This window comes from Pseudobdellovibrionaceae bacterium (assembly GCA_023954155.1).
Taxonomy (GTDB): domain Bacteria; phylum Bdellovibrionota; class Bdellovibrionia; order Bdellovibrionales; family UBA1609; genus JAMLIO01.
The window spans coordinates 52,346-76,928 of the sequence record JAMLIO010000004.1 but is presented as its reverse complement, the minus strand read 5'-3'; the positions used below and the strand labels follow the sequence as shown (position 1 = coordinate 76,928).

At 41.7% G+C, this 24,583-nt stretch carries 19 protein-coding genes; 7 read left to right on the top strand and 12 right to left on the bottom strand.

Translation table 11 applies throughout. The features are described 5' to 3' along the window. Together M9899_06150 and M9899_06145 are read right to left on the bottom strand one after the other, a co-directional pair. Complete coding sequence (locus tag M9899_06150) at window positions 1-2,499, bottom strand: TonB-dependent receptor (GenBank protein MCO5113739.1); 2,499 nt, start codon at window positions 2,497-2,499, stop codon at window positions 1-3. A 529-nt stretch (window positions 2,500-3,028) separates the two neighbouring features. After that, complete coding sequence (locus M9899_06145; GenBank protein MCO5113738.1) at window positions 3,029-3,190, bottom strand: hypothetical protein; 162 nt, start codon at window positions 3,188-3,190, stop codon at window positions 3,029-3,031. Window positions 3,191-3,251: 61 nt separating this feature from the next. Here M9899_06145 and M9899_06140 point away from each other — a divergent pair, with 61 nt between their 5' ends. Continuing rightward, window positions 3,252-3,725: a hypothetical protein gene (locus tag M9899_06140; GenBank protein ID MCO5113737.1), complete on the top strand. Its 474-nt coding sequence runs from the start codon at window positions 3,252-3,254 to the stop codon at window positions 3,723-3,725. A 125-nt stretch (window positions 3,726-3,850) separates the two neighbouring features. Here M9899_06140 and hutI read toward each other — a convergent pair whose 3' ends face one another. Beyond that, the gene (hutI, locus tag M9899_06135) at window positions 3,851-5,095 is read right to left on the bottom strand and encodes an imidazolonepropionase (protein ID MCO5113736.1); all 1,245 of its coding nucleotides are present in this window, start codon (window positions 5,093-5,095) and stop codon (window positions 3,851-3,853) included. Between the two features lie 178 nt (window positions 5,096-5,273). Then, window positions 5,274-6,923 carry a urocanate hydratase gene (gene hutU, locus M9899_06130; GenBank protein MCO5113735.1) on the bottom strand — a complete coding sequence of 550 codons (1,650 nt, stop codon included), beginning with the start codon at window positions 6,921-6,923 and terminating at the stop codon, window positions 5,274-5,276. Window positions 6,924-8,332: 1,409 nt separating this feature from the next. Between hutU and M9899_06125 the strand changes: the two genes are divergently transcribed. Then, window positions 8,333-9,340, top strand: a complete 1,008-nt coding sequence (locus M9899_06125) for an HNH endonuclease (GenBank protein MCO5113734.1) — start codon at window positions 8,333-8,335, stop codon at window positions 9,338-9,340. A 334-nt stretch (window positions 9,341-9,674) separates the two neighbouring features. Next, on the top strand, window positions 9,675-10,235 hold the full coding sequence (locus M9899_06120; protein MCO5113733.1) for a hypothetical protein: 561 nt from the start codon (window positions 9,675-9,677) through the stop codon (window positions 10,233-10,235). 40 nt (window positions 10,236-10,275) lie between these two features. On the opposite strand, the gene hutH is transcribed toward M9899_06120, so the two are convergent. The 5 genes from hutH to M9899_06095 form a co-directional block, all read right to left on the bottom strand. Next, entirely contained in the window at window positions 10,276-11,886 is a 1,611-nt protein-coding gene (gene hutH, locus M9899_06115; GenBank protein MCO5113732.1) for a histidine ammonia-lyase, read from the bottom strand. A gap of 110 nt (window positions 11,887-11,996) precedes the next feature. Then, complete coding sequence (gene rpe, locus M9899_06110; protein MCO5113731.1) at window positions 11,997-12,650, bottom strand: ribulose-phosphate 3-epimerase; 654 nt, start codon at window positions 12,648-12,650, stop codon at window positions 11,997-11,999. 50 nt (window positions 12,651-12,700) lie between these two features. Further along, complete coding sequence (gene fmt / locus M9899_06105) at window positions 12,701-13,636, bottom strand: methionyl-tRNA formyltransferase (GenBank protein ID MCO5113730.1); 936 nt, start codon at window positions 13,634-13,636, stop codon at window positions 12,701-12,703. Continuing rightward, on the bottom strand, window positions 13,637-14,221 hold the full coding sequence (gene def / locus M9899_06100) for a peptide deformylase (GenBank protein ID MCO5113729.1): 585 nt from the start codon (window positions 14,219-14,221) through the stop codon (window positions 13,637-13,639). Window positions 14,222-14,481: 260 nt separating this feature from the next. Next, the gene (locus M9899_06095) at window positions 14,482-15,561 is read right to left on the bottom strand and encodes an LptF/LptG family permease (protein ID MCO5113728.1); all 1,080 of its coding nucleotides are present in this window, start codon (window positions 15,559-15,561) and stop codon (window positions 14,482-14,484) included. A gap of 75 nt (window positions 15,562-15,636) precedes the next feature. On the opposite strand from M9899_06095, the gene M9899_06090 reads away from it, so the two are divergent. Genes M9899_06090 through M9899_06075 form a run of 4 tightly spaced genes read left to right on the top strand, consistent with a single transcriptional unit; the run spans window position 15,637 to window position 19,127 of the window. Beyond that, the gene (locus M9899_06090) at window positions 15,637-16,950 is read left to right on the top strand and encodes a response regulator (GenBank protein MCO5113727.1); all 1,314 of its coding nucleotides are present in this window, start codon (window positions 15,637-15,639) and stop codon (window positions 16,948-16,950) included. Between the two features lie 2 nt (window positions 16,951-16,952). Continuing rightward, window positions 16,953-17,807 (top strand): carboxylating nicotinate-nucleotide diphosphorylase, encoded by an 855-nt coding sequence (nadC, locus tag M9899_06085; protein MCO5113726.1) that lies wholly within the window; start codon window positions 16,953-16,955, stop codon window positions 17,805-17,807. 25 nt (window positions 17,808-17,832) lie between these two features. Next, window positions 17,833-18,546 (top strand): hypothetical protein, encoded by a 714-nt coding sequence (locus M9899_06080; protein ID MCO5113725.1) that lies wholly within the window; start codon window positions 17,833-17,835, stop codon window positions 18,544-18,546. Then, window positions 18,543-19,127 (top strand): hypothetical protein, encoded by a 585-nt coding sequence (locus M9899_06075; protein ID MCO5113724.1) that lies wholly within the window; start codon window positions 18,543-18,545, stop codon window positions 19,125-19,127. Before M9899_06080 ends, M9899_06075 begins: the two co-directional genes overlap by 4 nt. A 192-nt stretch (window positions 19,128-19,319) precedes the next feature. Here M9899_06075 and M9899_06070 read toward each other — a convergent pair whose 3' ends face one another. From M9899_06070 to M9899_06060, 3 genes are all read right to left on the bottom strand, one after another. After that, window positions 19,320-21,347: a hypothetical protein gene (locus M9899_06070; protein MCO5113723.1), complete on the bottom strand. Its 2,028-nt coding sequence runs from the start codon at window positions 21,345-21,347 to the stop codon at window positions 19,320-19,322. 165 nt (window positions 21,348-21,512) lie between these two features. After that, complete coding sequence (locus M9899_06065) at window positions 21,513-22,682, bottom strand: DNA topoisomerase VI (protein MCO5113722.1); 1,170 nt, start codon at window positions 22,680-22,682, stop codon at window positions 21,513-21,515. Window positions 22,683-22,699: 17 nt separating this feature from the next. Further along, on the bottom strand, window positions 22,700-24,529 hold the full coding sequence (locus M9899_06060) for a DNA topoisomerase VI subunit B (protein MCO5113721.1): 1,830 nt from the start codon (window positions 24,527-24,529) through the stop codon (window positions 22,700-22,702). Between the last annotated feature and the right edge of the window lie 54 nt (window positions 24,530-24,583).

The window sequence follows — 24,583 nt, the reverse complement described above, 5'->3', positions numbered from 1 at the left end:
TTAAAAATGGTAAACAAAATTACTATAAACAACAGGACCTGTCTGAGAGTACAGACTCTCATTAAGCATATTGTTTGGGTCAGTCTCATCAAGAGGAGGTGTTAAGCGTAACAAGTTTTGAACCCCTAAAGTGAAACTGGCATTTTCAAATCCTGAATAATTGTAGGCAAAATCTAAACGATGGAACCCATCCACATATCCTGATTGCAGAGCGTTTAAGTACTTATCTGTTGAAACCACAATAAAGCCAAAATCATGCCCTGCTAGTTGATAACCCAAGCGCAACTGATTACGCCAACGGCTCACCCAGTGCTCTTTAACGTAATCACGTTCTGGTAAACCAGGGAAAGGGATTGTAATATCCCATAGACGATACGAAAATACTTCTGAAATCCTAAATACTCCCACAGGTGCAGGCAAAGCCCAGTTGAGTTCTAAATCTAAACCTGCTGTTTTCCTTTCTCCAATATTCATACTAGGAGCTATAATTGGATTTGTAGCATCCAAGTACCCTCCCGCAGTACGATTCATGTGGATTCCGTAAGCATCAGGCGTGATTCCTGCCAACTCTGCCCTTGTCACATCCTCAAGTGCTCCGCCACTTGCGCCCCAAGACAGTCCCTTCATCACAATCGACCAAAAGTCCAAGTTGATATCAAAGTTTGAACTGGGATTATAAACTAAGCCTGTATTATAAGAAAAACTGGTGATCTCTTTTAAGTTGGGATTTCCCCCATATACAGTTCTATACTGCTGCGGTGAGCACGATGGAGTTGCTCCACCAAGAGTTCTTTCTTGTTCACAGGCATACCAATCCACAAACGTAATATAACTTTCAGATTGTGAAGCGTATAAGGTCGCAAGAGCAGGCGCTTTATAACCTGTACCCACAGTCCCTCTTAACATCAGATCATCATCAATTCTGAATTTAAAACCAAATTTAGGGTTAAATGTATCCCCGAAATCACTAAATTTGTCGTAACGGCCTGATAAAAACAAATCCAATCGACTGAAAGGTTTAGCAGTCAGTTGTCCGTACGTACTGTGCACAGTTCTTTCTGCATAACCGTCAGATCCTGCACCCGTAAATGTTTCTTGTCTTTTAGAAAGAGCGTCCACACGATTGTCATAATCACGCTCCATATAGGATTGACCCACAGTTAAAACCACAGGCTTACCTGCAACTTCTAGAATTTCCCCTTCAAGCTGAAGGTCAGCCATATAAAAATTTGAAACCTGTTTTGACCAAGTTTGATAAACCGCAGAACTCACATCCCCTCTGGAACCCGCAGGTGCAAAAGGATTAAAGCTCCCATCTTGAATCAAACGTTCTAATGATGCCGCCACAGCGTTACCTACACCAACAGCATCATTTTTCTCTCTACCATAGGTTCCAGCCAGTTTAGCCGTCCATGTATCAAGAAAATCCCATTTAAAACCTGATGTTAGACCTAGAAAATTATTCTCTTGATCATCCACACGATTTCCAAGCTCCAACATTCTATACCGAACCTGAATGTCACTGCCTGCAATGTGGTTGGGTAAACCAAAACCATCCGCTACTGCACCTGGAATATTAAAAATCCCAGGAGCTGGAGCCATTACATACGTTGTACGGTTACGATTAAACAGAGCCTCAGTGTAGAACGTCATAAAATCAGATAAACGATGTTCCATACGGGCAAAAGCCGCAGTCTGAGTCAGTTTAGGCAAAGTGGTGGAGTATCTTGCATAATTAAAGGTACAGAAATTTCCTTGCGGGCCAGCATCCATGACCGTTGTACAATTAGGATCAGTGTACCACACTCCAGGGTCATTCACGTTCATATATGAACCTGGGCTACCCGTTGTACTCACACCTTCGCGACTCCATTCTCTTTGGTTAGCAAAGATCTCATTATTCTGACGATGAGAAAGTGAATAAAACGTACTGGTTGTCGCTGAACTTGATCCACCAATAATATTAAAATCGTATCTGTTTCCCCCACCTAATTCCGAAACAGTCACTCCGCCCGAAACTGTAAGGTGGTTGTAAGCATCGTGAGTGATCACATCCACAACTCCACCAATGGCGTCAGACCCGTAAATACTTGAAAGGTCATCTTTGATGATACGGATCTCTTTGACGATGGACACAGGGATACGGTTCATATCCACAGTATCACCGCCTGAAATGGGAGCCATACGCATCCCATTTAAAAGCACCAGTGTATTTGAAGCTCCCATACCGCGGATGTCGATTGTGGCAAGCCCTGCACGAGCAGCCAGTCCCGAAGTCTCTTTCGCTGCACCAAAAGAAGAAATAGGGTTATCACGAAGTAAATCAGAGATAGAGTTATAACCAGCTCTGGCAATATCAGCACCAGAGATCACCACTTCTGGGGAAGGGCCACCGATGTCCATTTTCTTTAAACGGCTAGAGATGACTTGTTCTGTTTCCACTAAGGCATCGGAATCTGAAGCATTTTGTCCATCGGATTGAGCGTGGGCCAAAGACACACAGAGACTTAAAAAAACGGTAAAACATATCAACACTGTTTTGATGTGAGCAAAACCATTCAGACAATAACATATTATGGTTTTAATATTTGTAAGAAAACCGAAAGAGTGACAATTTATTGCTTTAAAAATCAAACCCCACCTCTTAAAACTAAATGGTACTTATTAAAGCCTGTGATTTAACATAAATCAAACACAGCATGAATATACCCAACGCCCCAAACCCTGTACCGCTCTAATTTTAACCCCTCACTAAAGCTGCGGATTCGGTTAGCATTTCTTGTATATTTTTTGATAACCACTGTCTATTAGTTTTCAATACTGCTTTGGATTTTTTGAGATTTTTTCACCATTTGTCGCTCAATTTCAATGACTTAGATATCATCTACCCACTGAGACTCAAATAACCCTGAACGTACTGATTATCGTCCAAGGTTCTATTCACCCACAAACTCGCTGAGGCCCAAACCACTCTGAACGTTCAGAGTGAAAGATGGGCTTTTGGCACGGACGCGGGTTGGATTTGAGTCTAACCACCCTGAACATTCAGAGTGATTTGAATCCCAACAAGTCGTTCAAGCGGCAGCACACATGGGGTCTGTCTACACTCAGATGCAGCTTGAGCGCGTTGACGGAGGCTGCGATGGGCCACTGGGGGTTTTTCATTGATTTCTAGAGCAATATTCGCCATTAGAGGCATATCTTTAAGGCCGTTCTTGCCGTTTAAAGACAACATTCTTAGGGGAGAAAGTATGAAAAAATTAGTTCTATCGTTCGTTGTTTTATTTGGTTTTGCCACATCCGCTTTTGCAGCCAACCAAGAAGAAGTGCTTGTGTGTTCTTTCACTGAGCCCTTTTTCACCATTGTCTACAATGCAGATACTAAAGTTGTAAGCTACACAGGCGTCGACATGTACGACGAACTTAATGAAGAGTTTATGGTTTTAACATTGGCGACACAGGCCCAGTTTGTTGCGGTTCCTTATGTAGATCCAACTGATGGTGAGGAGTACATCTATCCTATGCAAGGCAGTGAGTTCCGCGTCCTTGACGACAATGGGGATGTGATTGTGACTTTGACTTTAAGCTACCAAGGCAGCGATGGCATGTCTGACTTTATTTATCCCTTTGACGCCATTCATTCTTCAGGACACGTTGGCGGTTGCTATAGCACTTCAGCCCCACTGGTTGATCCTCAAGACATTTACAACCAACTGAGCAAATAAGTTTTGCTGAATAAATAAACACTGACTTCATTAAATATTACATGTTTTCTTTAGGGCCACATCCAACAGGGTGTGGCCTTTTTTATTATAATGCCTAAGGTTAGACCTAATCCCTAAAAGACGGATTACAAAACATTCAACTGATCAGAAGAACCCACTTGATAAAACAAATCCGCCCAAGAGGATTCGGAGTGAAGAATGTCAGAGGAATATCCGTCAATAAGTGCTCCATATCGCTTCTGTTTCCCAAGTACTGAAGCCGCGTTAAAGGTATAGGCCGCAAGCACCTCGGCACGGCTCATCTGCATTTCAAGACGGGATAGCACTCCTACAAAATTCAAAGACTGAGTGGGACTTGTACCAGGATTGAAATCTGTGGCTAAAGCCACCTTGACCCCAGCATCTAACATCTTTCTTGCTGGGGGATACTTCATGCGCAAATAAAAATCGGCTGCAGGTAAAAGATTAGCCACTGTGGAGCTTTTTACCAGAGCTTTAATATCATCCTCTGACGCTTCCACGCAGTGCTCGACGGACTGTGCCCCGAGTTCTACAGCTTTACGGATTCCTCCCGAATGACTGAGCTGTTCTGCATGAACGCAAAAACTCCAACCATAAGGGCGAATAACCTCAACCAATTTTTCTAAATCTTGGGTGTCAAAATAATTTTTTTCCACAAAGATGTCGGCTCTTTGGCATAGGTGGTTTTGCGCCAGATAAGGAATAGTTTTGGTAAAGCACTCTTGTAAATATTCTGACTTGTCTTTACCTTGAGGTACACCATGCAACCCCAAATAGGTGGACACAATGTTCATGCCCTTAAGTTTCATTTTATGAATGGCTTTTAAAGACTTCACTTCCGTTTTGTGTTCAAGTCCATAACCACTTTTGCTTTCTAGCAGCACCACACCCTGAGCCTTAAACAGTTTGGCTCGGGTTTGGGCTGTTTGTTCCAATTCATCTTGAGAAGCCGCACGGGTTTGTTTTACAGAATAAGCAATGCCTCCGCCTTGAGCCGCAATCTCTTGATAACTTACACCTTGATTTCTGAGTTCAAACTCATTCTGTCTGTTACCTGCAAAAATGCTGTGAGTGTGAGATTCAACAAATCCAGGTAGTAAACTTCCACCATCTAAATGAATCTCTTTGAGCTTTTTCTTTTTCTCATATTCTTTGAATTGCTTTTTATTTTGTTTGTAATAGGTATCAAAGGTCTTTTCTGTCCCGACAAATAGCAGTTGTTTTTTATCTTTTACCACTACGGGTTTTGATAAAATGCCTAGGTCCTTTTCAATTACATGGCGTCCGTCTTTTTGCACGACACCTTTAAGGGTCAGAGCTTCCTCCGCTCCTCGAATCACTTGCATCATAAAAATTCACCTCTTAGCGCATGAAACTCGGCATCTTCCAAGCACATTTCAAATCCAAAGTCCGTCACGCCTCATGCCATCTCATATTCCTTAAGCCCAAAGCATATTCAATATTTTTTTAAATATGGTTGCACAACGCATATCCAATGTTTTTTAAATCTAGCGTGCCCAACGCCTCTTAAATCCAAAGCGACTTCACGCCACGTTCTTTAGCCACTTGCACAGCATCTTCATAACCTGCATCCACATGTCTGAACACACCCATTGCAGGGTCTGCTGTTAAGACTCTCTTTAGATTTTCTTCGGCAAGTGCTGTTCCATCTGCCACAATCACTTGTCCTGCGTGTTGACTGTATCCAAGGCCCACACCCCCGCCATGATGCAAACTCACCCACGTAGCCCCGCAAGCGGTATTCACCATGGCATTTAATAAAGGCCAATCCGAAACACAATCCGAACCATCTTTCATGGCTTCCGTTTCACGATTCGGGGACGCCACAGAACCACAGTCCAAATGGTCACGCCCAATCACAATAGGAGCCTTGACCTTTCCAGTGCGTACAAGTTCGTTAAACAATAGACCTGCTTTTTCTCGTTCACCATATTCCAACCAACAGATACGTGCTGGCAAACCTTGAAAAGCAATGCGCTCTCTGGCTTTTTCCAACCAATTGATAAGGTGAGTTTTATGAGGGAACAGCTCTTTTAAGGCCTCATCTGTGGTGTAAATATCTTGAGGGTCTCCAGAAAGAGCCACCCATCTGAATGGACCACTTCCCTTACAGAATAAAGGACGAATAAATTCAGGTACAAAACCTGGAATATCAAACGCATTTTCCACTCCCACATCTTGAGCCATGGCGCGAATGTTATTACCGTAATCAAACGTCACAGCTCCCATGTCTTTGAGTTTCAACATGGCTTTTACATGCTCACCCATAGATTTTTTTGAAAGCTCCACATATTTTTTAGGATCGGATTTTCTTAAGTCTTCGGCCTGTTTTAAGTTGTAACCCACAGGGATGTAACCATTTAAAGGATCGTGAGCTGAAGTTTGATCGGTTAAAATGTCTGGCACAAAACCATCTGCAATAAATTTTGGCAAAATCTCTGCCATATTTGCACACAGAGCCACACTGACGGCTTTGCCTTCAGAGTTATACTTTTGAATTCTGGCTTTCGCATCCTCATAAGAGGTGGCCACTTCATCCACATATTTTGTTTTTAATCTTTTTTCAATTCTTTCAGGGTCCACCTCTACGGCTAAAACATTACATCCTGCAAAGACTCCCGCTAGAGGTTGTGCTCCCCCCATTCCACCAAGCCCTGCGGTTAAAATCCATTTCCCTTTAAGATTACCGTTAAAGTATTTGCGGCCCGCTTCGACAAAGGATTCGTATGTACCCTGAATGATTCCTTGAGTTCCAATATAAATCCATGAACCTGCGGTCATCTGACCATACATCATTAGGCCTTTTTGATCTAACTCGTTAAACACATCCCAGTTGGCCCACTTAGGAACAAGGTTAGAGTTTGCAATCAAAACTCGTGGAGAATGAGAATGAGTTTTGATAATTCCAATAGGCTTTCCAGATTGAACCAATAAAGTCTCGTCATTTTCCAGGTCTTTAAGGCTGGCTAAAATTTTATCAAAAGACTCCCAGTTACGGGCAGCTTTACCTAGGCCCCCATAAACGATTAAGTCTTCGGGTTTTTCTGCCACAATGGGATCAAGATTGTTTTGGATCATGCGATAGGCGGCCTCTTGCAACCAGCCTTTGCAATTCAATTGAGTCCCCGTTGGTGCTTTCACAGTTCTTGCGGCCATAATTACTCCCCTTATAAAATTTTAACCCGCACAGCTTAAGCTGAGTCTGGCAGAAATTCAAAACGCAGTTGGTATTAAGTGAAGTGTGACGCAAAATATTATGTTGCGTTTGAAGGGAACCCCCTCTGGCTAAGCTATAAGCAGCATCCAAGGGTTGCGAAGGAAGCCCAAGGATTACTTTATAGTTAAATTCTGTCTTTAATTTGAGATATGATTTACTTAATGGATATAATTTCCAAACAGCTGACATCCATCGTGACTTCGCTGCCATGGGGTATGCTTTTTAAAAATCCATTTGGATCGTCAAAAACAATTTTATTTGAACATGCAACATTGTTGAAAAGCTCTTAGCCCAAAATACGGATTCGCCAACCTTCGCACTGTTGCCATTGATCAGTCGAATGGATTTGGATAACAGGTTTGCAATCAGATGAACTGAATATTGTTTCTCCAGCTATTGTGAGTTGTCGAACTTTGCGCTCTGAACCCGTATAGAGTCCTTCTACGGTCTGCTTAGGACATTCTGTAGCAAACACCTGTACTGAAAGCAAAAACACAAGAAAAAAAAACATTCATTCGTATCATCTGATTTCCTTTAAACCAGTTCAGGAAGCAAAACTCATACTCAATATCCATGCACCCGAAAGCCCAAAGAAATATAAAAGTGACAAAAAGTGTCTCATGCCGTGAAAATAGCTTTATTTTCGAGGAGTGTACAAAGCGTGACCGAGAGGGCGGAGCTATCGATAAAAGAACACGCAGGTATCGTTTCCCAAGTGTTGGTATATAAAGCCCGATCAAGAGGGCTGCTCTCCCGAACAACTGTGTAGATAATTTAACTACCCTGAACGTTCAGATACGCAAATAATTTAACTGCTCTTAACGTTTAGGTGCGTAAATAATTTAATTGCTCTTAACGTTTAGGCGTCTAAATCATTTAACTGTTCTTAACGTTCAGAGCAAAAAAAATGGAAGCCAAAATCACTTCTCGCCAATACTCGTAGTCATGTTTAAAATTGTGTCCGTATTTAAACATAAGTTAGCATCTATGTTAGTTCTCACTTTTGTTTCAAAATTATTTCTATTTTAAGAGTTTCTCCACTTGAGTTATAATTACATCTCATAAGGTACCGACGCAAAATATAAAATTACAAAAATAATTTGACACATTTTCTTGATCCCTAAAACCTCCGACAATAATTGCTATTTAGTTATCCCAAAACTTTTGTCTCAAGCATTCGGAGCTTCTTTAGAAGGGCTTTGTATCTCTTATATAATGGTGTTTACACTGCACTTCAAATCTTAGAAAATTACATTTTTAAAACTCGTGGTATATCTGTGTTGAATAGAAATAGAAAAAAACCCATTCACTAACCACAAAAAATATATTTAACCCTGGATACCAAATCATGAACTTAAAACACTTAACTGACGATCAACTGAATTCTGATTTAAGAAAACTAGTTGCAGAAGAAAGAACTCTCCTAACAACTATTCTGTATCATCTTAAAGAAGTAGAACATCGTAAACTTTTTGTGGAATATAAATGCAGTAGCTTATTTGATTATGCTTGCAGGGAACTTAAATACTCTTCAGATCAAGCCTATAGACGAATTCAAGCCATGAGACTTTTAAAGCAAATACCTGAAGTGGCTCCAAAGATTAACTCTGGTGAACTTAGTCTTTCTAATATCAATCAAGCTCAAAGGTTTTTTAATGAAAACAAAATCTCTACTAAACCCGAAAAGCTTCTAGTCCTTAAAAAACTCGCCAATAAATCTGTTCGTGAGGGACAAAAAGAAATTTTAAAGCTTTCCCCGCAAAAACCCTTGCCCCAAGAAACTCAAAAACAAGTCAGTCCCACACATACTCATGTGAGCTTTAACATGTCAGAACATTTAGAGCAAAAACTAGAAAGCCTGAAATCTCTATTGGGACCCAAAGCCTATAATATGTCTATGGCAGAGTTCATTGAAACCCTAGCTGATCTTGCCTCTGAAAAACTTCAAGAAAAGAAGTTTGGCAAAAAAAGAAGCGCCGAAGGCGTTTCTCATCAGCAATCTACAATTTCGAGTTCAACGACTCACGACACTGATTTAATTCTTCATAAAACAAGTTCAAGCTCTTGTAAAAAAACAACTCCTCCTACCCTGAACGTTCAGGGTGATTTGCAACAATCAACTTGTCATTATAAAGATCATTTTAATAAAAATCCTAGATATATTTCGCAAAAGATAAAGCACTATGTTTGGCATAGAGATAAAGCCCAGTGCACTCGATGTCATTCCACTACTAATTTACACTTAGATCATATCAAACCTGTGGCTCTAGGTGGGCAGACTCACGTGCATAATTTGCGACTGTTATGTTTTCACTGTAACCAGAGACATAGAATAAATATGAGACTTGGTGGCTGAGTTGAGCGTTGTCGGGTGGCTCACATGCCATTGATGTTTAGTATAGAACAAATTGCGGCTTGGTGGTTGACTTGGACATCATCAAGCTGCTCGCATAACATTGATATTTGGCTTAGAATAAATATGCGACCAGGAGGCTGATGGCACAGGCACTCTTAATAAAGAATTTACAAGGATACCCCTTGGAGCTTTTACTGGTTAGTTTTATTGAATATATTGTCTTGATGGTGGCAAACTTAAAAACTCTTGAGATTGGGTTAAATTAGTACTGTTTGCATAATATTTTTCTATATTGGTGCCGTTGTATAAATTATTTTTTCTGTATAGGTGTATTTTGTATAAATTCAAATATTTTCTATTAGGAATCTTTTTTAGTTTTTTTGTAGGCCAATGGTCGTACGCTCAGACCAATTCCTACGGCACCAAATTTTGGTTGTGGCCCAATTCAGCACAAATCCAAGTTTTTAACTTACAAACAGGAGCCACAGTGCTTGTGTATCTGTCCTATGATCCCTTAAAGCAGTACTTGGGCTCCTACGAAATGGAACATCGTGGGGCAGATCCCTTGCTTTCAGAAATCAAAGGTCCCAATGACTTTATTAAGATTCGAAACTTCATCGACATCAATACGGTGGAGCTGATTGAGCTGCATGGTCATCCTCGTTTTGGATCTATTGACGAAAACTTTATCAATCGGTCCATCTTTGGGGAGATGACAGAAAACACTAAGTATCGCCTACGCCTACGCACTCCAAAGGAATTAGATGTGTATCTGATCAATGTGTTGCTGCATCGCCTGTTTCACAATCCTGACACCTATAAAAATGCTAAAGATGTGACTCGGGCCCATTCTTGTAAACGCTTTTTAAGAAAACGCCCGACTGATCTCTTCTAAATTTTCAAGTTGCCCAGATCCACAACTTCACTGATCTTTTCTAAATTTTCAAGTTCCCCTGATCTACGGCTTCAACAATTTTAAAGTCTTGGATCATACAACGAATCTTCTGAATGTCTTTGGCAAACACCCGATCTTTATCAGCAAAAGGGACTTCTTTACGAACCACATCCATAGCCTTAGCCATCAGACCTTCTGGCTTTAAGGGAGCCAGCATATCCAGTCCCTGACAGGCACACAGAATCTCCATAGCCAAAACCTGTGTGGCATTATTGACGACCTTTTGTAGTTTTCTAGAAGCGATGGTTCCCATACTCACATGGTCTTCTTTATCAGCAGAAGTCGGAATACTATCTACTGAGGCAGGATGGGATAAAATTTTATTTTCACTCACTAGTGCTGCACACGCCACCTGCACAATCATCATCCCGCTATTTAATCCACCATCTGGAGCCAAGAAGGCAGGCAAACCACTCATAGCAGGATTGATGAGCTTTTCCACTCGACACTCTGACATACTGGCCATAGCACTTAAAGCAATAGCCATAAAATCTAATTGGAAGGCCACGGGCTCACCATGGAAGTTTCCACAGCTTAAAATTTTATTATTATCAGCAAAAACTAGGGGATTATCCGTACTGGAGTTCGCTTCTGTTTCTAATACTTTAAGTGCTGTTCTAAATGTATCTTTAGTAGCTCCATGCACCGCAGGAATACATCTTAAGGAATAGGCATCTTGCACTCGGTTGCACTGCTCATGGCTTTGTGCAATTTCTGAAGTAGGTCCAAGCAGGTATCTTATATTACTTGCGGTGATCGCCTCACCTGGATGAGGACGAGTGGCCGCAATAAGCGGATCAAAAGCATTTCTTGAACCTCTTAAAGCTTCAAGGGTAAGTGAGCCCGCAATGTCGGCTACTTTTAATAATTGTTCAATTTGATATAAAGCTAAAAGCCCCACCGCCGTCATCACTTGGCATCCGTTAATCAGAGACAACCCTTCTTTAGCTTTAAGTTCAAGATGGGTCACTGCCTTTTGTTTTAATACGGTTTGCACATCTAAAGGGTCACGACCTGCCTCATCCCATACTTCGCCCTCACCAATAAGCCCCAAAGCTAAATGAGATAAAGGAGCTAAGTCTCCACTGGCCCCCACGCTGCCTTGTTCAGGAATCACGGGGATGATGTCGGCATTTAAAAATTCAAGAATCTTTTCAATGACCACTAAACGAATACCACTATGACCACGCACTAAGGCGTTGGCTCTTAAAAGCATAATAGCTCTGCTTTGTTTTTTAGAAAAAGGAGTCCCCACACCACAACAATGAGAACGTATCAAATTTTTTTGCAGTTCAACTAAATCCGCATCACTGATTCTTACATCAGAAAAATGACCAAAACCTGTATTCACCCCATACATGACTTCACCACCAGCCATACGGTTTTCTAAATATTCTCGGGACTTTAAAACTTCGGCCTTAGCAGATTCAGAGATCTCTACTTTAAGTAAACCCTCCGACACCTTCCAAACATCTTTATAGTTTAAACTATGACCATCAATTTTTAACACTTCCATCATTCCCCCATTTATTTTAGAAACTTTCTCTTTGCTTCGCTTTTGCCAACCACTGACTCTATGACTTCTAATCATTCATCTTTACCGAAGACATGACTATTTTCTAAATGTAGTGACTCTTCAGAAAAGACTTCTCATCTTTTTTTGGTGCACCTAATTTCTAAACGCATCTCATTTAGACACTTTTAGTGTCTAGAAATGGCCTTTAACGCCGCGATATTTTTTTTATAATCCCCTTTAAAAATAAAGTTCCCCGCCACAAGCACATCGGCCTGAGTGCACTCTTTAGCAGTTTGGTCGTTGATTCCCCCATCCACTTCTATCAAATACGTCCAAGAGTTTGAGTTGCGAAGTTCTGCCAGCCTATTGATCTTTTCCACTTGATCCTGCATAAAGCTTTGTCCACCAAATCCTGGTTCGACTGTCATCACTAACACTAAATCTACTAAAGGCAAAAAGGGCACTATATCTGAAAGTGGGGTTTTAGGTCGAAGCGTGATCCCCGCTTTGACTCCTTGCTCTTTAATGCTCTTAAGCACGGCTGCAGGATCTTTAGTGGCTTCCACATGAATGGTAATACAATCAGAACCCGCTTTCACAAAATCAGGAATATACTTTTCTGGAGTCTCAATCATCAAATGCACATCTAAAATTGCACCTGTAGTGGGGCGCAAACTTTTGACCACAGGGGCCCCAATCGTCAAATTAGGAACAAAGTGCCCATCCATCACATCCACATGAATCCAATCCGCACCTGCATGTAAAACGTTCTGAACTTCTTCACCTAACTTGGAAAAGTCTGAAGACAAAATACTGGGAGCAATTAAAAAAGGTTTCATAGCCTCTTATAGGAAGGAACCCTCTATTTGGGAATACAAGATGCGGCTAATTAAGCTAAAGCCAGCCCTAATTCCAAAGGATTGCCTAACATGAAGGCTTTTACATCCATTTTGGATCTAGATTCGGGCTGAACTTCAAGCACTTGCAGTTGCCCTTCCCCTGTTTGAACACTGAAGGACTGGGCTTCGACCATCGAAATACATCCTAGCTTCTGATCTGAATTTCCTGAAATCACCAGAGCTTTATGAATTTTTAACTTTTTTCCTTTAAACATACAAAAGGCTCCAGGGCCCAATGCCAATCCTCTTAAATTCTGATGAATCTGTTTGGCTGGCAAATTCCAATCCATTTCAGACTCTGACTTTTCAATCTTATGCGCATAAGTCACCAAAGACTCATCTTGTGCCGTGGGAGCGATCTCACCCGCACAGTATTGCGGTAAAGTGTCTTGCACCAACCGCGCCCCCAATAAGGACAAACGATCGTGTAAAGAGATGGCATTTTCATTAGGTTCAATTAAAGTGGCCACTTCGCTGATCACATCCCCTGCATCTAATTTTTTGACCATGACTTGCAGACTCACACCCGTTTTTAAATCCCCCGCCATGATCGAACGCTGAATGGGAGCCGCTCCACGCCATCTAGGTAGTAGAGAGCCATGTAAGTTTACAAATTTCTGATCCAAAACATCCAACAGTTTTTGTGGCAAAATCTGACCAAAAGCCACAACCACAGCCAAATCAGCATTAAGAGTTTTAAAAAATTCTAGAAATTCAGGTGTATTGCACTTTTCAGGAGTGGTCACAGGAAGCCCTAACTCTAACGCTCTGGCCTTGACGATGGACGGAGTCAGCCGCATCTTTCGACCCGCAGGGCGATCAGGTTGGCTGATCACATGCACCACCTCAAACCGCGAGTCTTCGACTAAAGCTTCAAGAGTGGGAACAGCAAATTCAGGCGTACCAAAAAAAACGGTTCTGATCATCTAAGCTTCAGCTTCCTCTGCCGCCTCTTCATCAGGATCAGGATAACCATTCTTTTTGATCTTATTTTTCAAACGAGTGGCACGAACCACACTTAAACGATCAATAAAAAGCTTTCCATCCAAATGATCAATCTCATGTTGAATACAAGTGGCTAAAAGCCCATCGGTTTTGATATTGATCTTTTCCCCTTTCTCATTCAGGGCATTGATCTCGACATATTCTGGGCGTTTTACAGTTTCAAAATATCCAGGAATACTTAAACAACCTTCATCAAATGTAGACTCGCCTTTTTGTTCCACAATCTCGGGATTGATAATGACTAGAGGCTGAGCCACTTGCTTTTCAAGTTCAGTCATTCCATCTTGTTCATATCTATCTTTGTCATCACGAGGACGTGTATCAATCACTAAAATACGAATTTCTAAACCGACTTGTGTAGCAGCAAGACCAATACCTTTATACTGGTACATAGTCTCAAGCATGTCCTCAGCAATCTTTTGGATTTCAGGAGTCACTGCTTCAATAGGTTTAGCTTTTCTTCTTAAACGCGGATCTGGATATAATAATACTTCTAATACTGCCATAGGCTTTGTTGTAACAAAAAAACTGGGTCTTGTCTTTAAAAACCCGCACGCGAGCCTCCCGTTGGGTCTTTGGGGTTTGTTTTTGATTATATATATGGTCGAAATGCGAGTTCGGCTTGGCATTCTTTTGCGAACGCAAAAGAATGCCAAACGTCACTGTCTGAGCATTTTGAGTATATATAATCAAAAACAAACCCCAAAGACCCAACGGGAGGCGCAACACTGCATTGCGGGTTTTTACAGACAAGACTATTTTTGACTCACTTGAGGACTCTTTGAATCAACGCTGCTATTAAGATAAAGCCTAACATAGGGACCATAAAAGCGGCGGCAAAAGGTGGGATGAAACCGGCTTTTCCTATAGACAAGGTGGAGCTGTATAAAATCCAATAAGCAAGAACCATAAAGCCGCCGATGGAGGCTCCTAAAAAGGCGTTGCCTCCTCTGCGATCTACGGAAGTCATGGAGAGTCCTAGGAGTGGGAGGATTAAGGCTGTGAGGACAAAAGAAAATTTGCTCCAATAGATCACCTTAATGTCATGGTTTTGCAGTCCAATGCGTTCATTCTGTCGAATCAGATGCCGTAGGTCCTTCAGACTTAGGTTTTCTGTGGCTTCACCACTGACTTGCATGTCTTCGACTTGTGTTACTGCAGGCAGCACAGCCTCTTTGAAATCGCTCACCTGAAACTTTTCTGAGGTCTTGTCGTATTGCGATTTCTGCCCATCAGCCAGAACCCAAAACCCATCCTTGAGAGTCAGATTTTTGGCTTCGTAATGGCTTTGCAGCATCCAGCTTTCTGGATCAATAAAAAATAACTGCACCCCAGCCACATTATTAGGGCTTAAAATTTCATTAAAATGAATGATGGCATCTTCAGTTTTGTACCAGATGTTCTTCTGACGAGTTTTAGAATAACGATTAGGGTCTTTTTTCATCTCGACATAATAAATGTAATAACGCTTATCCATGGCTGTTGGCATCACTTGGTCGCCAAACCAAAACATTCCTACTGTAAGAAACACTAAAAAAACTAAGACCGACCCTATAATACGAAAAAGTCCGTAACCAGAGGCAAAGAGGGCGGTCAGCTCACTAGACTTTACTAGCCTTGTCATCAAAAAAACCATGGCTAACAAAGCAGAAATGGGGGCCATATGATAAGCGATCCAAGGTAAATAATTGATGTAGTACGAAAGCAGGATAGTTCCTCCCACCTCGAATCTATTAAGACTAGACATCAAATCCACAGATAAAAACAGCACTAAGAGCACACATAAAGAGACCGCAAAATAGGTCAAAAAGCTTGTCAGAATGTAGGTATCAATACGTTTAATCACAAAACCCAGTCTATATGATATCTTGACACTTTGTTATGTCTTGACTCTTTTTTTTTATAATCATTAACTTAGATTATGGCTTTACGCGTCTTATTAGCAGATGAAAGTTCTACGATCAAAAGGGTGTTTGAAATCAGCCTGAAGGATCTAGGTTTAGAAATCAAAACAGTTCAACACGGCATTGATGTGATTGAAGTGGCTGAGAGCTTTCAGCCTGATATTATTTTTGCCGATGTGCTCATTTCCAAAATGAATGGGTATGAAGTGTGCGCTCAGATCAAACAGCATCCACAACTTTCTGTGGTTCCTGTGGTCCTGATGTGGTCTAGTTTTATGGAGATCGACGAGGACAAATATCTAGCGTGCAGTGCTGATGGCCGTTTAGAAAAGCCCTTTTCCAATGACCAGCTTCGATCCAAAATTCAAAGCCTTGTTCCACGTATTTTAGATACAACAAGACCCACTAGTGCTGCACAACCTAAGACAGAACCCGCAGCGGCTCCCATGCGCAAGCGTAAGGACCCCACAGAGGATCTTTTATTTAAAGACGATCTCCCTATGGACCTCCCAGAAGAAGAGACTTCTGATGACTTCTTGGACCCTCAAGCCTTGGATTCAAGCTTAAATGATGACATGAACGAAAGTTTTCATTCTCGTTCATTACATGATGACATTGAACCTGAAGTCACCGATGTGGATTTAGAATTGAACTTAAGTGAAACCGATCCTGACCTTGATGCTCCCTTGGAATCCGACTTTGACGACGACTCCTTAAGTGAAGATTTAGGACTTGATGGATTTCAAGCTTTGGATATCACGGGCTCTTACGACGAAGACCTTAACGACCGTTGGGCTCAAAGTGGACCTTCTGAATTTGAGATGGGTGACGTGCAAGACGATGAAGTGCCTTTGGATTTCACTCCACCTCCTTCAGCTCTGGATGATCAACCTGATCCTAAAGATGACATCCTTCCCGAAGTCACCGCCATTCCAAGCCTTGAAGAAGAGGCCGAGCTTTTACAAATGGCCAAAGAGGACACCAGTATCAGAAACCATATTGTCTATCCTCATTCCGACAGTTCATCGACTTCCAATGCTACAAGCATTAAACACAGAAGTATTGATGAGTTGACGGATCCTGGGCTGATTGATGAGCTTTCTGCTGACGGTGGAGATTTACCACCTGTACCTCAAAAGACAGTGCATAATGATCCTAAGGCCATCACTGAAATTTTAATCAGCAAAGAAGAACTTCGGGCTTTAGTGCATAAAGAAGCCAAAAATATGCTTCAGTCCGTAATTTGGGAAGTTGTACCTGAACTGGCCAAACAGATGATTGATAAAGAATTAAAGAGACTTTTAGCTGAAGAAGAACCTCCACAAGCCTAAAGATGAAATTATCTGCCTTAGAAATCTTATCACAGGCACTTGAGGAGGACGCTCCCGAAGGTGACGTCACATGCTTGGCCTTATCAAAACTCTGTGCCAACATTCACCACAGATCATGTGGAACCATACTCGCAAAGCAAGACCTCGTTTTTTCTGGAGAAGAATTTTTAGTCGCTCTTCGTGAACTCCCACAAAGAGCCGCTCTGAGAGCTCCTATTTCTACCACTCTTTTTTATCACGATGGCGATTCCATAAAAAAGGGAGATAAGATGGCCACCCTTCAAGGTCACTACTCCGATTTATTATTAGTAGAACGAACTCTCCTAAATATTTTAGGCCGTTTGTGCGGGATTGCCACTTTAACTCAGAAGTTTGTCTCTGAGGTGGCCCATACACCCTGCAAAATTTTAGATACACGCAAAACGACACCCTTGCTACGAACTTTTGAAAAGAATGCCGTAGTTCATGGTGGAGGACAGAATCACAGAATGAATTTGTCTGATGCCATTATGCTTAAAGAGAACCATCTCAAAACCACCGATCTAGACATTAAAACTTTAGTGAATCAAATTAAAGAACTCTACCCTCGTAAAAAGATCATTCTGGAAGTAGAAAACGAAGAACAACTTGAGCAGGCACTCACCTCAAAGGTCGACCAAATTTTGCTGGATAATATGACCACCGAGCAGATTGCTACGTGTGTAAAAAAATTCCCACCTCATATTAAATCCGAGGCCAGTGGCAATATGAATCTTGAACGCGTGCGCGGAGTTGCAGAAACTGGGGTCCAGTTTATTAGTATAGGATTGATCACCCATTCGGTTCCATGTGCTGACATCAGTTTTTTATTAGATTAAACTGAGTCCAGAAGGAGCTACTACTATGATCAATGCAGCAACATCAACAAAAGACTGGGCAGAAAAAAACTCTATGCAAGTGTTTTATTCTGATAGTATCGACAGTACAAACTCACAAGCCAAACGCGATGGGATTCTAAACAACCATTTACCATGGTTGTATGTGAGCGGTGTTCAAACTAAAGGACGCGGACGTGGCAATAAAACCTGGAGCAACACAGAAGCGGACCAACATCTGCTCAGCACCTGGTGCTTTCCACTGGCTTCCGCCCCTCAGCCCATTGCAGTTCCGCTTTTTGGCTGGGCTGTCTTTCAAGCTTTAAGTGATGAGTTTGATGCCACTCTTAGCATTAAAGCCCCTAATGATATTTATTGTGACGATAAAAAGATGGCGGGCTTACTGATTGAATCCGTAAGTATAGGAAACCGTCATGGCATCTTTGTGGGTCTTGGTTTGAACGTGAACGATTCTCCTAGCGATGTGGGACCTGCCACAAGTATTGTAGAAGAAATATCTGCCCCGCTTTCTGATGAACGCTGGCATAAATTTTTGACTCAACTCAAATTACGATTTGAAGAAGTGGTTGCAGAGTGTACAAAACCTGAAATTTCTGTAACACTCCGAACCAAAATTCTAGCGGCCCTTCAAAAATGGCCTCAAAATGAAATTGAAAAATTGCTTTCCAATGGAGATTTGGTATTAAGGGATTCAACTCGCGTCCCTTGGAATCAATTATGAAATGGTTTTCTGGCACAGTAGCTGGATTTTTTTTAGGTATCATTGGTCTTCTAGTTTTTATCGCCTTTCGAGCAGGCTTCCACTTGCCTGTTCAAGTCGACGTCTTTACCGATACACCTTTTGGACCCCACAAAATTATATTTAAAGAAGTTGTGGGCCCCTATCACGAAGTGGCCCCACACATCACAGAGGTGGAAGAGTTTGCCAAAGCCCATGGAATTATTTGTGCACGCACCTTTGGATATTATTTAGATAACCCCAGCGGTGTAGATCATCATCGTCTGAGAAGTCATGTAGGTTGCTTATTAGAAAGCGCAACCGACCTCACACACCTGACTCAAAATCCTGAATTTGAAAGTCACAACTATAAAGTTGATGAGATCAAATTCAACTCCTATATTATGGGCGCCTTCGATGGTTCGCCTGCACTAGGAGCTATAAAAATTTATCCTAAGATTTTAAAAACCGCCCTAGAAAATCATCTTATCCTTAATGACAAAGCCTTTGAAATCTACGAAGTCAAAAGCAGCTCCAAAGTCCGCACCCTCGTCATCTTTGAAATCCTCCCCTCTGCGGGCTAATCACTTTGAGTCCATTCAGGATTTCTAGGTTCAGTTTATAAATATATAGTGCAAAAATGCTCAGACAGTGACGTTTGGCATGATTTTGCGTTCGCAAAAGCATGCCAAGCCGAACTCACATTTTCACACTATATATTTATAAACTGAACCTAGAAATCCTGAATGGACCACAAGGCTATCTCCGCACGGGTATTATTTCTTACAGTGAGGTAAGCTTTTAAGATGAGAAATAACTTTATTTCTTTTTCCTACTGTGACACTTACTAGTTGGCCTTTGTTGTTTCTGATTTTGGCTTGGTAGGGTTTTCTGAGAGTGGACCAGAATCTGTCCATGGCTCCACCACGGTATGAGCAGCCTTGTTGATTGCAGTTTGAAGGATAGGAACCATTAGCGATCTGTTTTCCTTCTCTGACCAAGTAAACAGATTTTCTGATGGCACAACGGAAATTGACTTGAGCATTTAAAAGGTCTGTCGCTTTAGATGCAGATTGTTTACAGTTGTTATAGTCCATCTGGAATAGCCCCATACTGGTTCCACCAGTCACTTCGACAGCTCTTGCGCCTGCATTAAAAGTCGACTCATAGAGTGCCATGGCCGAGTAAAGATATATCCACACATGCTTCTTATCTTCCTCTCCTAAGTTCCAATAATTAGGACAATACATCGTCGCATCACTTAAGTTTTTAGTTTGATATAAGTGAGCGCCGTAAGCCTTAAGTTCAATTTTACCATAACGTGTATAATTAGAACCTTGAGCGTATCCATTCCATAAATATTTGGGCTCTTGGAATTTAATAACTTTATTTTCTTTTTGCGCCACTGATGGAGTTTTCGTTTCAATTTGATCACGAATGGCCTGTTGATCTTTTTCTGTTAGAAATTTCGGTTTCTGTGCAGGCACAGGAACATTCTCAGGACCAAGTTCCTCTAAGGCTTCCGCCAGTTTGTCTTCGGCAGTGGCAGGTGGTTTTTCACCCTCTCGATCTGGTCGAGGCTGTGGAATGGGAATCTCTTGATTTACTCCATCAGGTAGAATCACTGTACCACCACTAGACTCATCTGTGGGTTCCGTAGGAGTAGTCCCCAAACCCTGAGCAGGAGGTGTTGTGTTAGGATCTTCTCCTTTTTGATCCTCAGGCTTAGTAGGAGGAACCGTAGCGGGGTCTTCTTTGTGTTGATCTTCTGACTGAGTGGCAGGGACAGTAGCAGGTTCTTCTTTTTTAGGTGGCACTTCAGTGGCACCACTGGCTGGCACTTGTGGCTCAGGTCTACCCGCAATCGGACTCTCTTTATCAGCAATGATCTCAGGAACTTCAGACAAATCTAAAGACATGTCTGGTAAAACCAGAGGTGGCAGTTTTGGTAAATCCACAGGTGGTTTTTCATCAATACGAATATAAGGTTCAGCACTGTCATCTGGTGTTGCCTCGGTGATTTTGCCTTCAATATTGATTTGTGTGGCATCTAAAAATGTTTTACGAGCTTCGACGGCATCCACCCAATAACAGTAAGGCTCTAAAAGTACTTTCATGCGTGCTAAAAGTTCAATCGGTAAAATGACCTGTCCAGATTCTAAAAAGTATTCCCCTACAGGGGTGACAAAGTAACAGGTCTTTCCCGCACTGTGTGCCCATTTTGCTAAAATTTCGAGAGCCACAAGTTCGTCCTGAAGAATTTTTGCATCAGTGATGTCTTTCAAATAAGCCCCAAAACTTAATACCACTTTAGATACATTCTCGTGAGCAAGAATTAAGGGTAACGCACGGTCTGTGCCTGCTTGTAAATTTTGAGTTAAAAATAGTCGACCTTCTTTGTATTTTACAAACGGTGCACTGTACAAGCAGCTGGCCTCAGCTCCAGACTTCCAACTCTGTGCAGTGGCATTACATCCAGATAAAGTCAGAGAAGCTTCTTCGTCTTCCACCAAAAGTTTTTGTAAAGCCAAACCCCAGTTGCCCTGTAGCGACTGATCCCCAATAAATAAAACCGTATTGTCTTTTTCAATTTTGGGCCAACCTGTAAGTTCACCGATGAGCATGGGATTCGGGTCCTCACCTACTGGCGTGGGCCACAAGCTGACATTGTAATCAGGATCGTTAGTCTGTCCCCCGCGCAGATCACCCAATGGAGATTCATCAGCACTGTTTAAAGCACAACCTGTTCCCAGCCAAAAACCAGAAATCAAAAACAAAATAAGAACGTTGAGCTTTTTATTCATCCCGTGCTCCTCCACCCCTTCAGAGGCAAAAAGCACGCCAAAAATTACCACACAAAACCCGTATAAATCCTTAAAGATCAAGGATTTACCAAATAATACGCCCTACCCCATCTAACGGGGCCAAAATTGGTCACTGATCCTAAAATCCAAAGCGCTCTAGGTGTTTTACACCCAAGACTTTTCTTTGATCTTCTTAAGAATGATCTTCTCGGGCATTATGGGGTCCTTGGGATCCACACTAAAGATCGCTTGCTGTTCGCAACGTATTCTATTTTTGATCAAAAAGTTAAGAATGCTTGCGACCTTTTTGTTTTTTGCATCCTGGAAAAAGGGGTCATTAGCAAGAACATCTTTGGCTTTTTTAAGAGCTCGCATTTCAGAAGCATCGTTAGACTTCACATCATAATAGTGAAGGTCGTATTTTTTAATATCTTCAGGCAAAACTCCTAAAAACTTTACATCTGGAGCGGAAAAGTCTTTGTTACGAATCAAACTCGCAGCCGATCCTGCTTTAAGAGTTCTGTAAATATTTTGCAGAGTGTACGCATCCAGATCTCCGAAGAAATAAATAGGAATCTTAAGCTGATCTTGAATCAATTTACACCAACCTCTGACCCCGTTACTAGGCACCCCTTGAGCACCCATCAGGATACACTTATTTCTTTTGGTAAACCCATTACTTACCAGAGTGTTCGCCGTACCTTCTGATTCTACAACCAAACAAAAATCAATTTTACTTTTAGCCTTTAATGTTAAGGCCTGTGGTTTGTTCTTGGGCTGAAAAGGGGTAGTACCTAATGAGCTCAAGTCAATAACAGCTTTAGTTCCATCATTTAAAGTTTCAGTGACCACAAGCTGTTGTGAGTAAGTTTGTCCCCCACGATCATTCGCAAAACAATTCATCTCTTCGCGATACACCTCAAGCATATCCGTGATAAAATCAATAATGGAGTCACTTTCATTCTGGTCATCAAAGTCTATGGGTTTAAGCTCTTTATCGCTTTTCACCAAACCTTTTGCCATATAGTACAGCTCTCTTTTGGTGTTCACACCACCTGTATTTACGTTGTTAAGTAAAATATCTAACATAAACACTGTACGTGCTAATTTTTGCACTGAAGACACATTTAACTCTGAGCGCACCATCTTTCCCGCTGGAGTCAAATACCCAAGCCTTGGGTCGTATTCTGAATTGTCCAAGCTGCACTTGATAGATTCCAAGACAGGGCGCTTGGCCTTTTCTAAATCACTTAACATGCCCTCACAGATGGCCTTTGCTTTATAAATGATGTCTTTCTGTGAATTCCCTGATCCTGCTACTCTTGCCTTTGCCATATCTTTTTATCTCCGAATTATTTTTTAGGTCTTGCTGCCACTTTCTTAGATGCTTTTTTTGCAGCGGCCTTTGTGGAAGACGCTTTCTTCACTGCCTTTTTGCCTGAAGTCTTACTTTTCTTCTTGTTGGGTTTTGAGCTCATCTTTCTTGAATCTTTATCGAATGATGAATCTAAGGACAGCTGTTCGCTCTCTGTGAAAGACTCTAAATCCTCGGACCCACTAGAATCAAAACCTTCTTTTTGTTTTAAATCCTGCAAGCGGCTCTCTGCGACCTCTAATTCTTTTTCTGCTACGTTGGTATCACGTCCCAATATCTTTTCTAAACCTTCAGTGGCTTTGTCGCGACGTTTGTCAGCCGCACCCACAATCTGCACAAGTCCACGAACCAAAATAGGTCCAAACTTTTCAATATGTTGAAGTTTTCGCTCTAAATCCGCAGCTTTAGCTTCTCGACGAATGTGTCTTGAAAGCTTTTGCCCTGTTTGCATCAGCGCGCGACGAATCTCTTCCACTAATTCATCACTAGAATCAATGGTCTCTTTAGATGCGTTTTTAAACTTAATAAACGGCGACGTTACACTGATCGCAAAAATGTAAGGACCCAAAGGCAAATTATTTTTGGACTGGTTCAGGCCATAAGAACGCCAGTTGACGGACTCCACAGCTTTAGTGATCGCACATCCTGCCTTATCGAATTGTAAAGGCACACGGTTAGCAAAACGTAAAAGCTGAATACTTTCGTCTTCCTTCCCACGATCTAAGAACCTCGCAATGGCTACTTCCACCACTACAGGCTTAAAGTCACATATTTTAGGTTTACGGGTGACAATACTAAAAAAGTCAATGGCACCTAAACGTTGAATACTGTTGGCTAAAGCCTCTTCCCCAATGGTAAGCACTGAGCGCGTGGTGGGGTTAGGCAGCTCTGTTTCTTGTATAGCCTTAAAAATATCCTTAAATTCTGACTCCGAAGTTTTTGATATAGGCTGAGCTAAGAATTTTTTAGGCATTCCATTTTTAACAAAGTCACTTAACGTACTATCAGTCACACGAGAAAAACCTGTTTTTAAAAATTTCTGCAAGTTTACGTTTCCAAATAAATGAGCATGGGTCATAAACTCACCCAATTTCATAGTATGAGGATGAGGTAAGGTTGCTGGCGGAGCCACAGGAACGTCTTCTGTTACGCGATCCACGTTCACATCAATGTCATCGTTGATCTTATAATGTAATTTTAAATGCGGGTTTACGAGTGAGGTTCCTTCAAGATACGTTAAAATCCCACCATCTCCATTAAGCTGCAAGCGACCATCAATCACAAACTCCACACGAAGACCATGGTCTTTGTCCCAATCCACAGTCTTTTTATCTTTCACTAGACCTTTATTCGATTTGATATCTACATCAATGCGCATTTCTATGGCTTTACGCATATTCTTTGTTTTACTTAAAACCTTGGCCCCAGCGGCATTGGTGAGCTGCGCCCATGTGGTGGCCGCAGAAATACCAATCCCCTGCTGACCACGAGAACAGCGACCACGTCCAAACTTTGAAGAGGCCAAGTACTCGCCAAATACACGTGGAAGGTCTTCTGGCGATAACCCTGGGCCATTATCTTCCACCATAATGCGTATTAAATCCGCACTTTTGGAACCCCCAGTGCCAATCTTTTCGATTTCAATCTTTAATTCAGGTAGAATCTTATGATCTTCGCAAGCATCTAATGAGTTATCCACTGTTTCTTTTAAAGTGGTTAAAACAGCTTTAGTCGCTGACGAAAACCCCACCTGTTGTAGGTTCTTTGCAAAATATTCGGCTGTACTGCTTGATGTAATCTTAGCCAATGAACACTCCTCCGCAGGTTATGTAGTTAAGGTCATGGGCTTTCATTTTGGAAA

Excerpts from the sequence above, each read along its gene's own strand:
- M9899_06140 (MCO5113737.1), top strand. The coding sequence starts at position 3,252 with ATGAAAAAATTAGTTCTATCGTTCGTTGTTTTATTTGGTTTTGCCACA.
- fmt (MCO5113730.1), bottom strand. The coding sequence starts at position 13,636 with ATGATCAGAACCGTTTTTTTTGGTACGCCTGAATTTGCTGTTCCCACT.
- rpe (MCO5113731.1), bottom strand. The coding sequence starts at position 12,650 with ATGAAACCTTTTTTAATTGCTCCCAGTATTTTGTCTTCAGACTTTTCC.
- M9899_06090 (MCO5113727.1), top strand. The coding sequence starts at position 15,637 with ATGGCTTTACGCGTCTTATTAGCAGATGAAAGTTCTACGATCAAAAGG.
- M9899_06125 (MCO5113734.1), top strand. The coding sequence starts at position 8,333 with ATGAACTTAAAACACTTAACTGACGATCAACTGAATTCTGATTTAAGA.
- def (MCO5113729.1), bottom strand. The coding sequence starts at position 14,221 with ATGGCAGTATTAGAAGTATTATTATATCCAGATCCGCGTTTAAGAAGA.
- M9899_06075 (MCO5113724.1), top strand. The coding sequence starts at position 18,543 with ATGAAATGGTTTTCTGGCACAGTAGCTGGATTTTTTTTAGGTATCATT.
- nadC (MCO5113726.1), top strand. The coding sequence starts at position 16,953 with ATGAAATTATCTGCCTTAGAAATCTTATCACAGGCACTTGAGGAGGAC.
- hutI (MCO5113736.1), bottom strand. The coding sequence starts at position 5,095 with ATGATGCAAGTGATTCGAGGAGCGGAGGAAGCTCTGACCCTTAAAGGT.
- M9899_06080 (MCO5113725.1), top strand. The coding sequence starts at position 17,833 with ATGATCAATGCAGCAACATCAACAAAAGACTGGGCAGAAAAAAACTCT.
- M9899_06070 (MCO5113723.1), bottom strand. The coding sequence starts at position 21,347 with ATGAATAAAAAGCTCAACGTTCTTATTTTGTTTTTGATTTCTGGTTTT.
- M9899_06145 (MCO5113738.1), bottom strand. The coding sequence starts at position 3,190 with ATGGCGAATATTGCTCTAGAAATCAATGAAAAACCCCCAGTGGCCCAT.
- hutH (MCO5113732.1), bottom strand. The coding sequence starts at position 11,886 with ATGATTAGAAGTCATAGAGTCAGTGGTTGGCAAAAGCGAAGCAAAGAG.
- M9899_06065 (MCO5113722.1), bottom strand. The coding sequence starts at position 22,682 with ATGGCAAAGGCAAGAGTAGCAGGATCAGGGAATTCACAGAAAGACATC.
- hutU (MCO5113735.1), bottom strand. The coding sequence starts at position 6,923 with ATGGCCGCAAGAACTGTGAAAGCACCAACGGGGACTCAATTGAATTGC.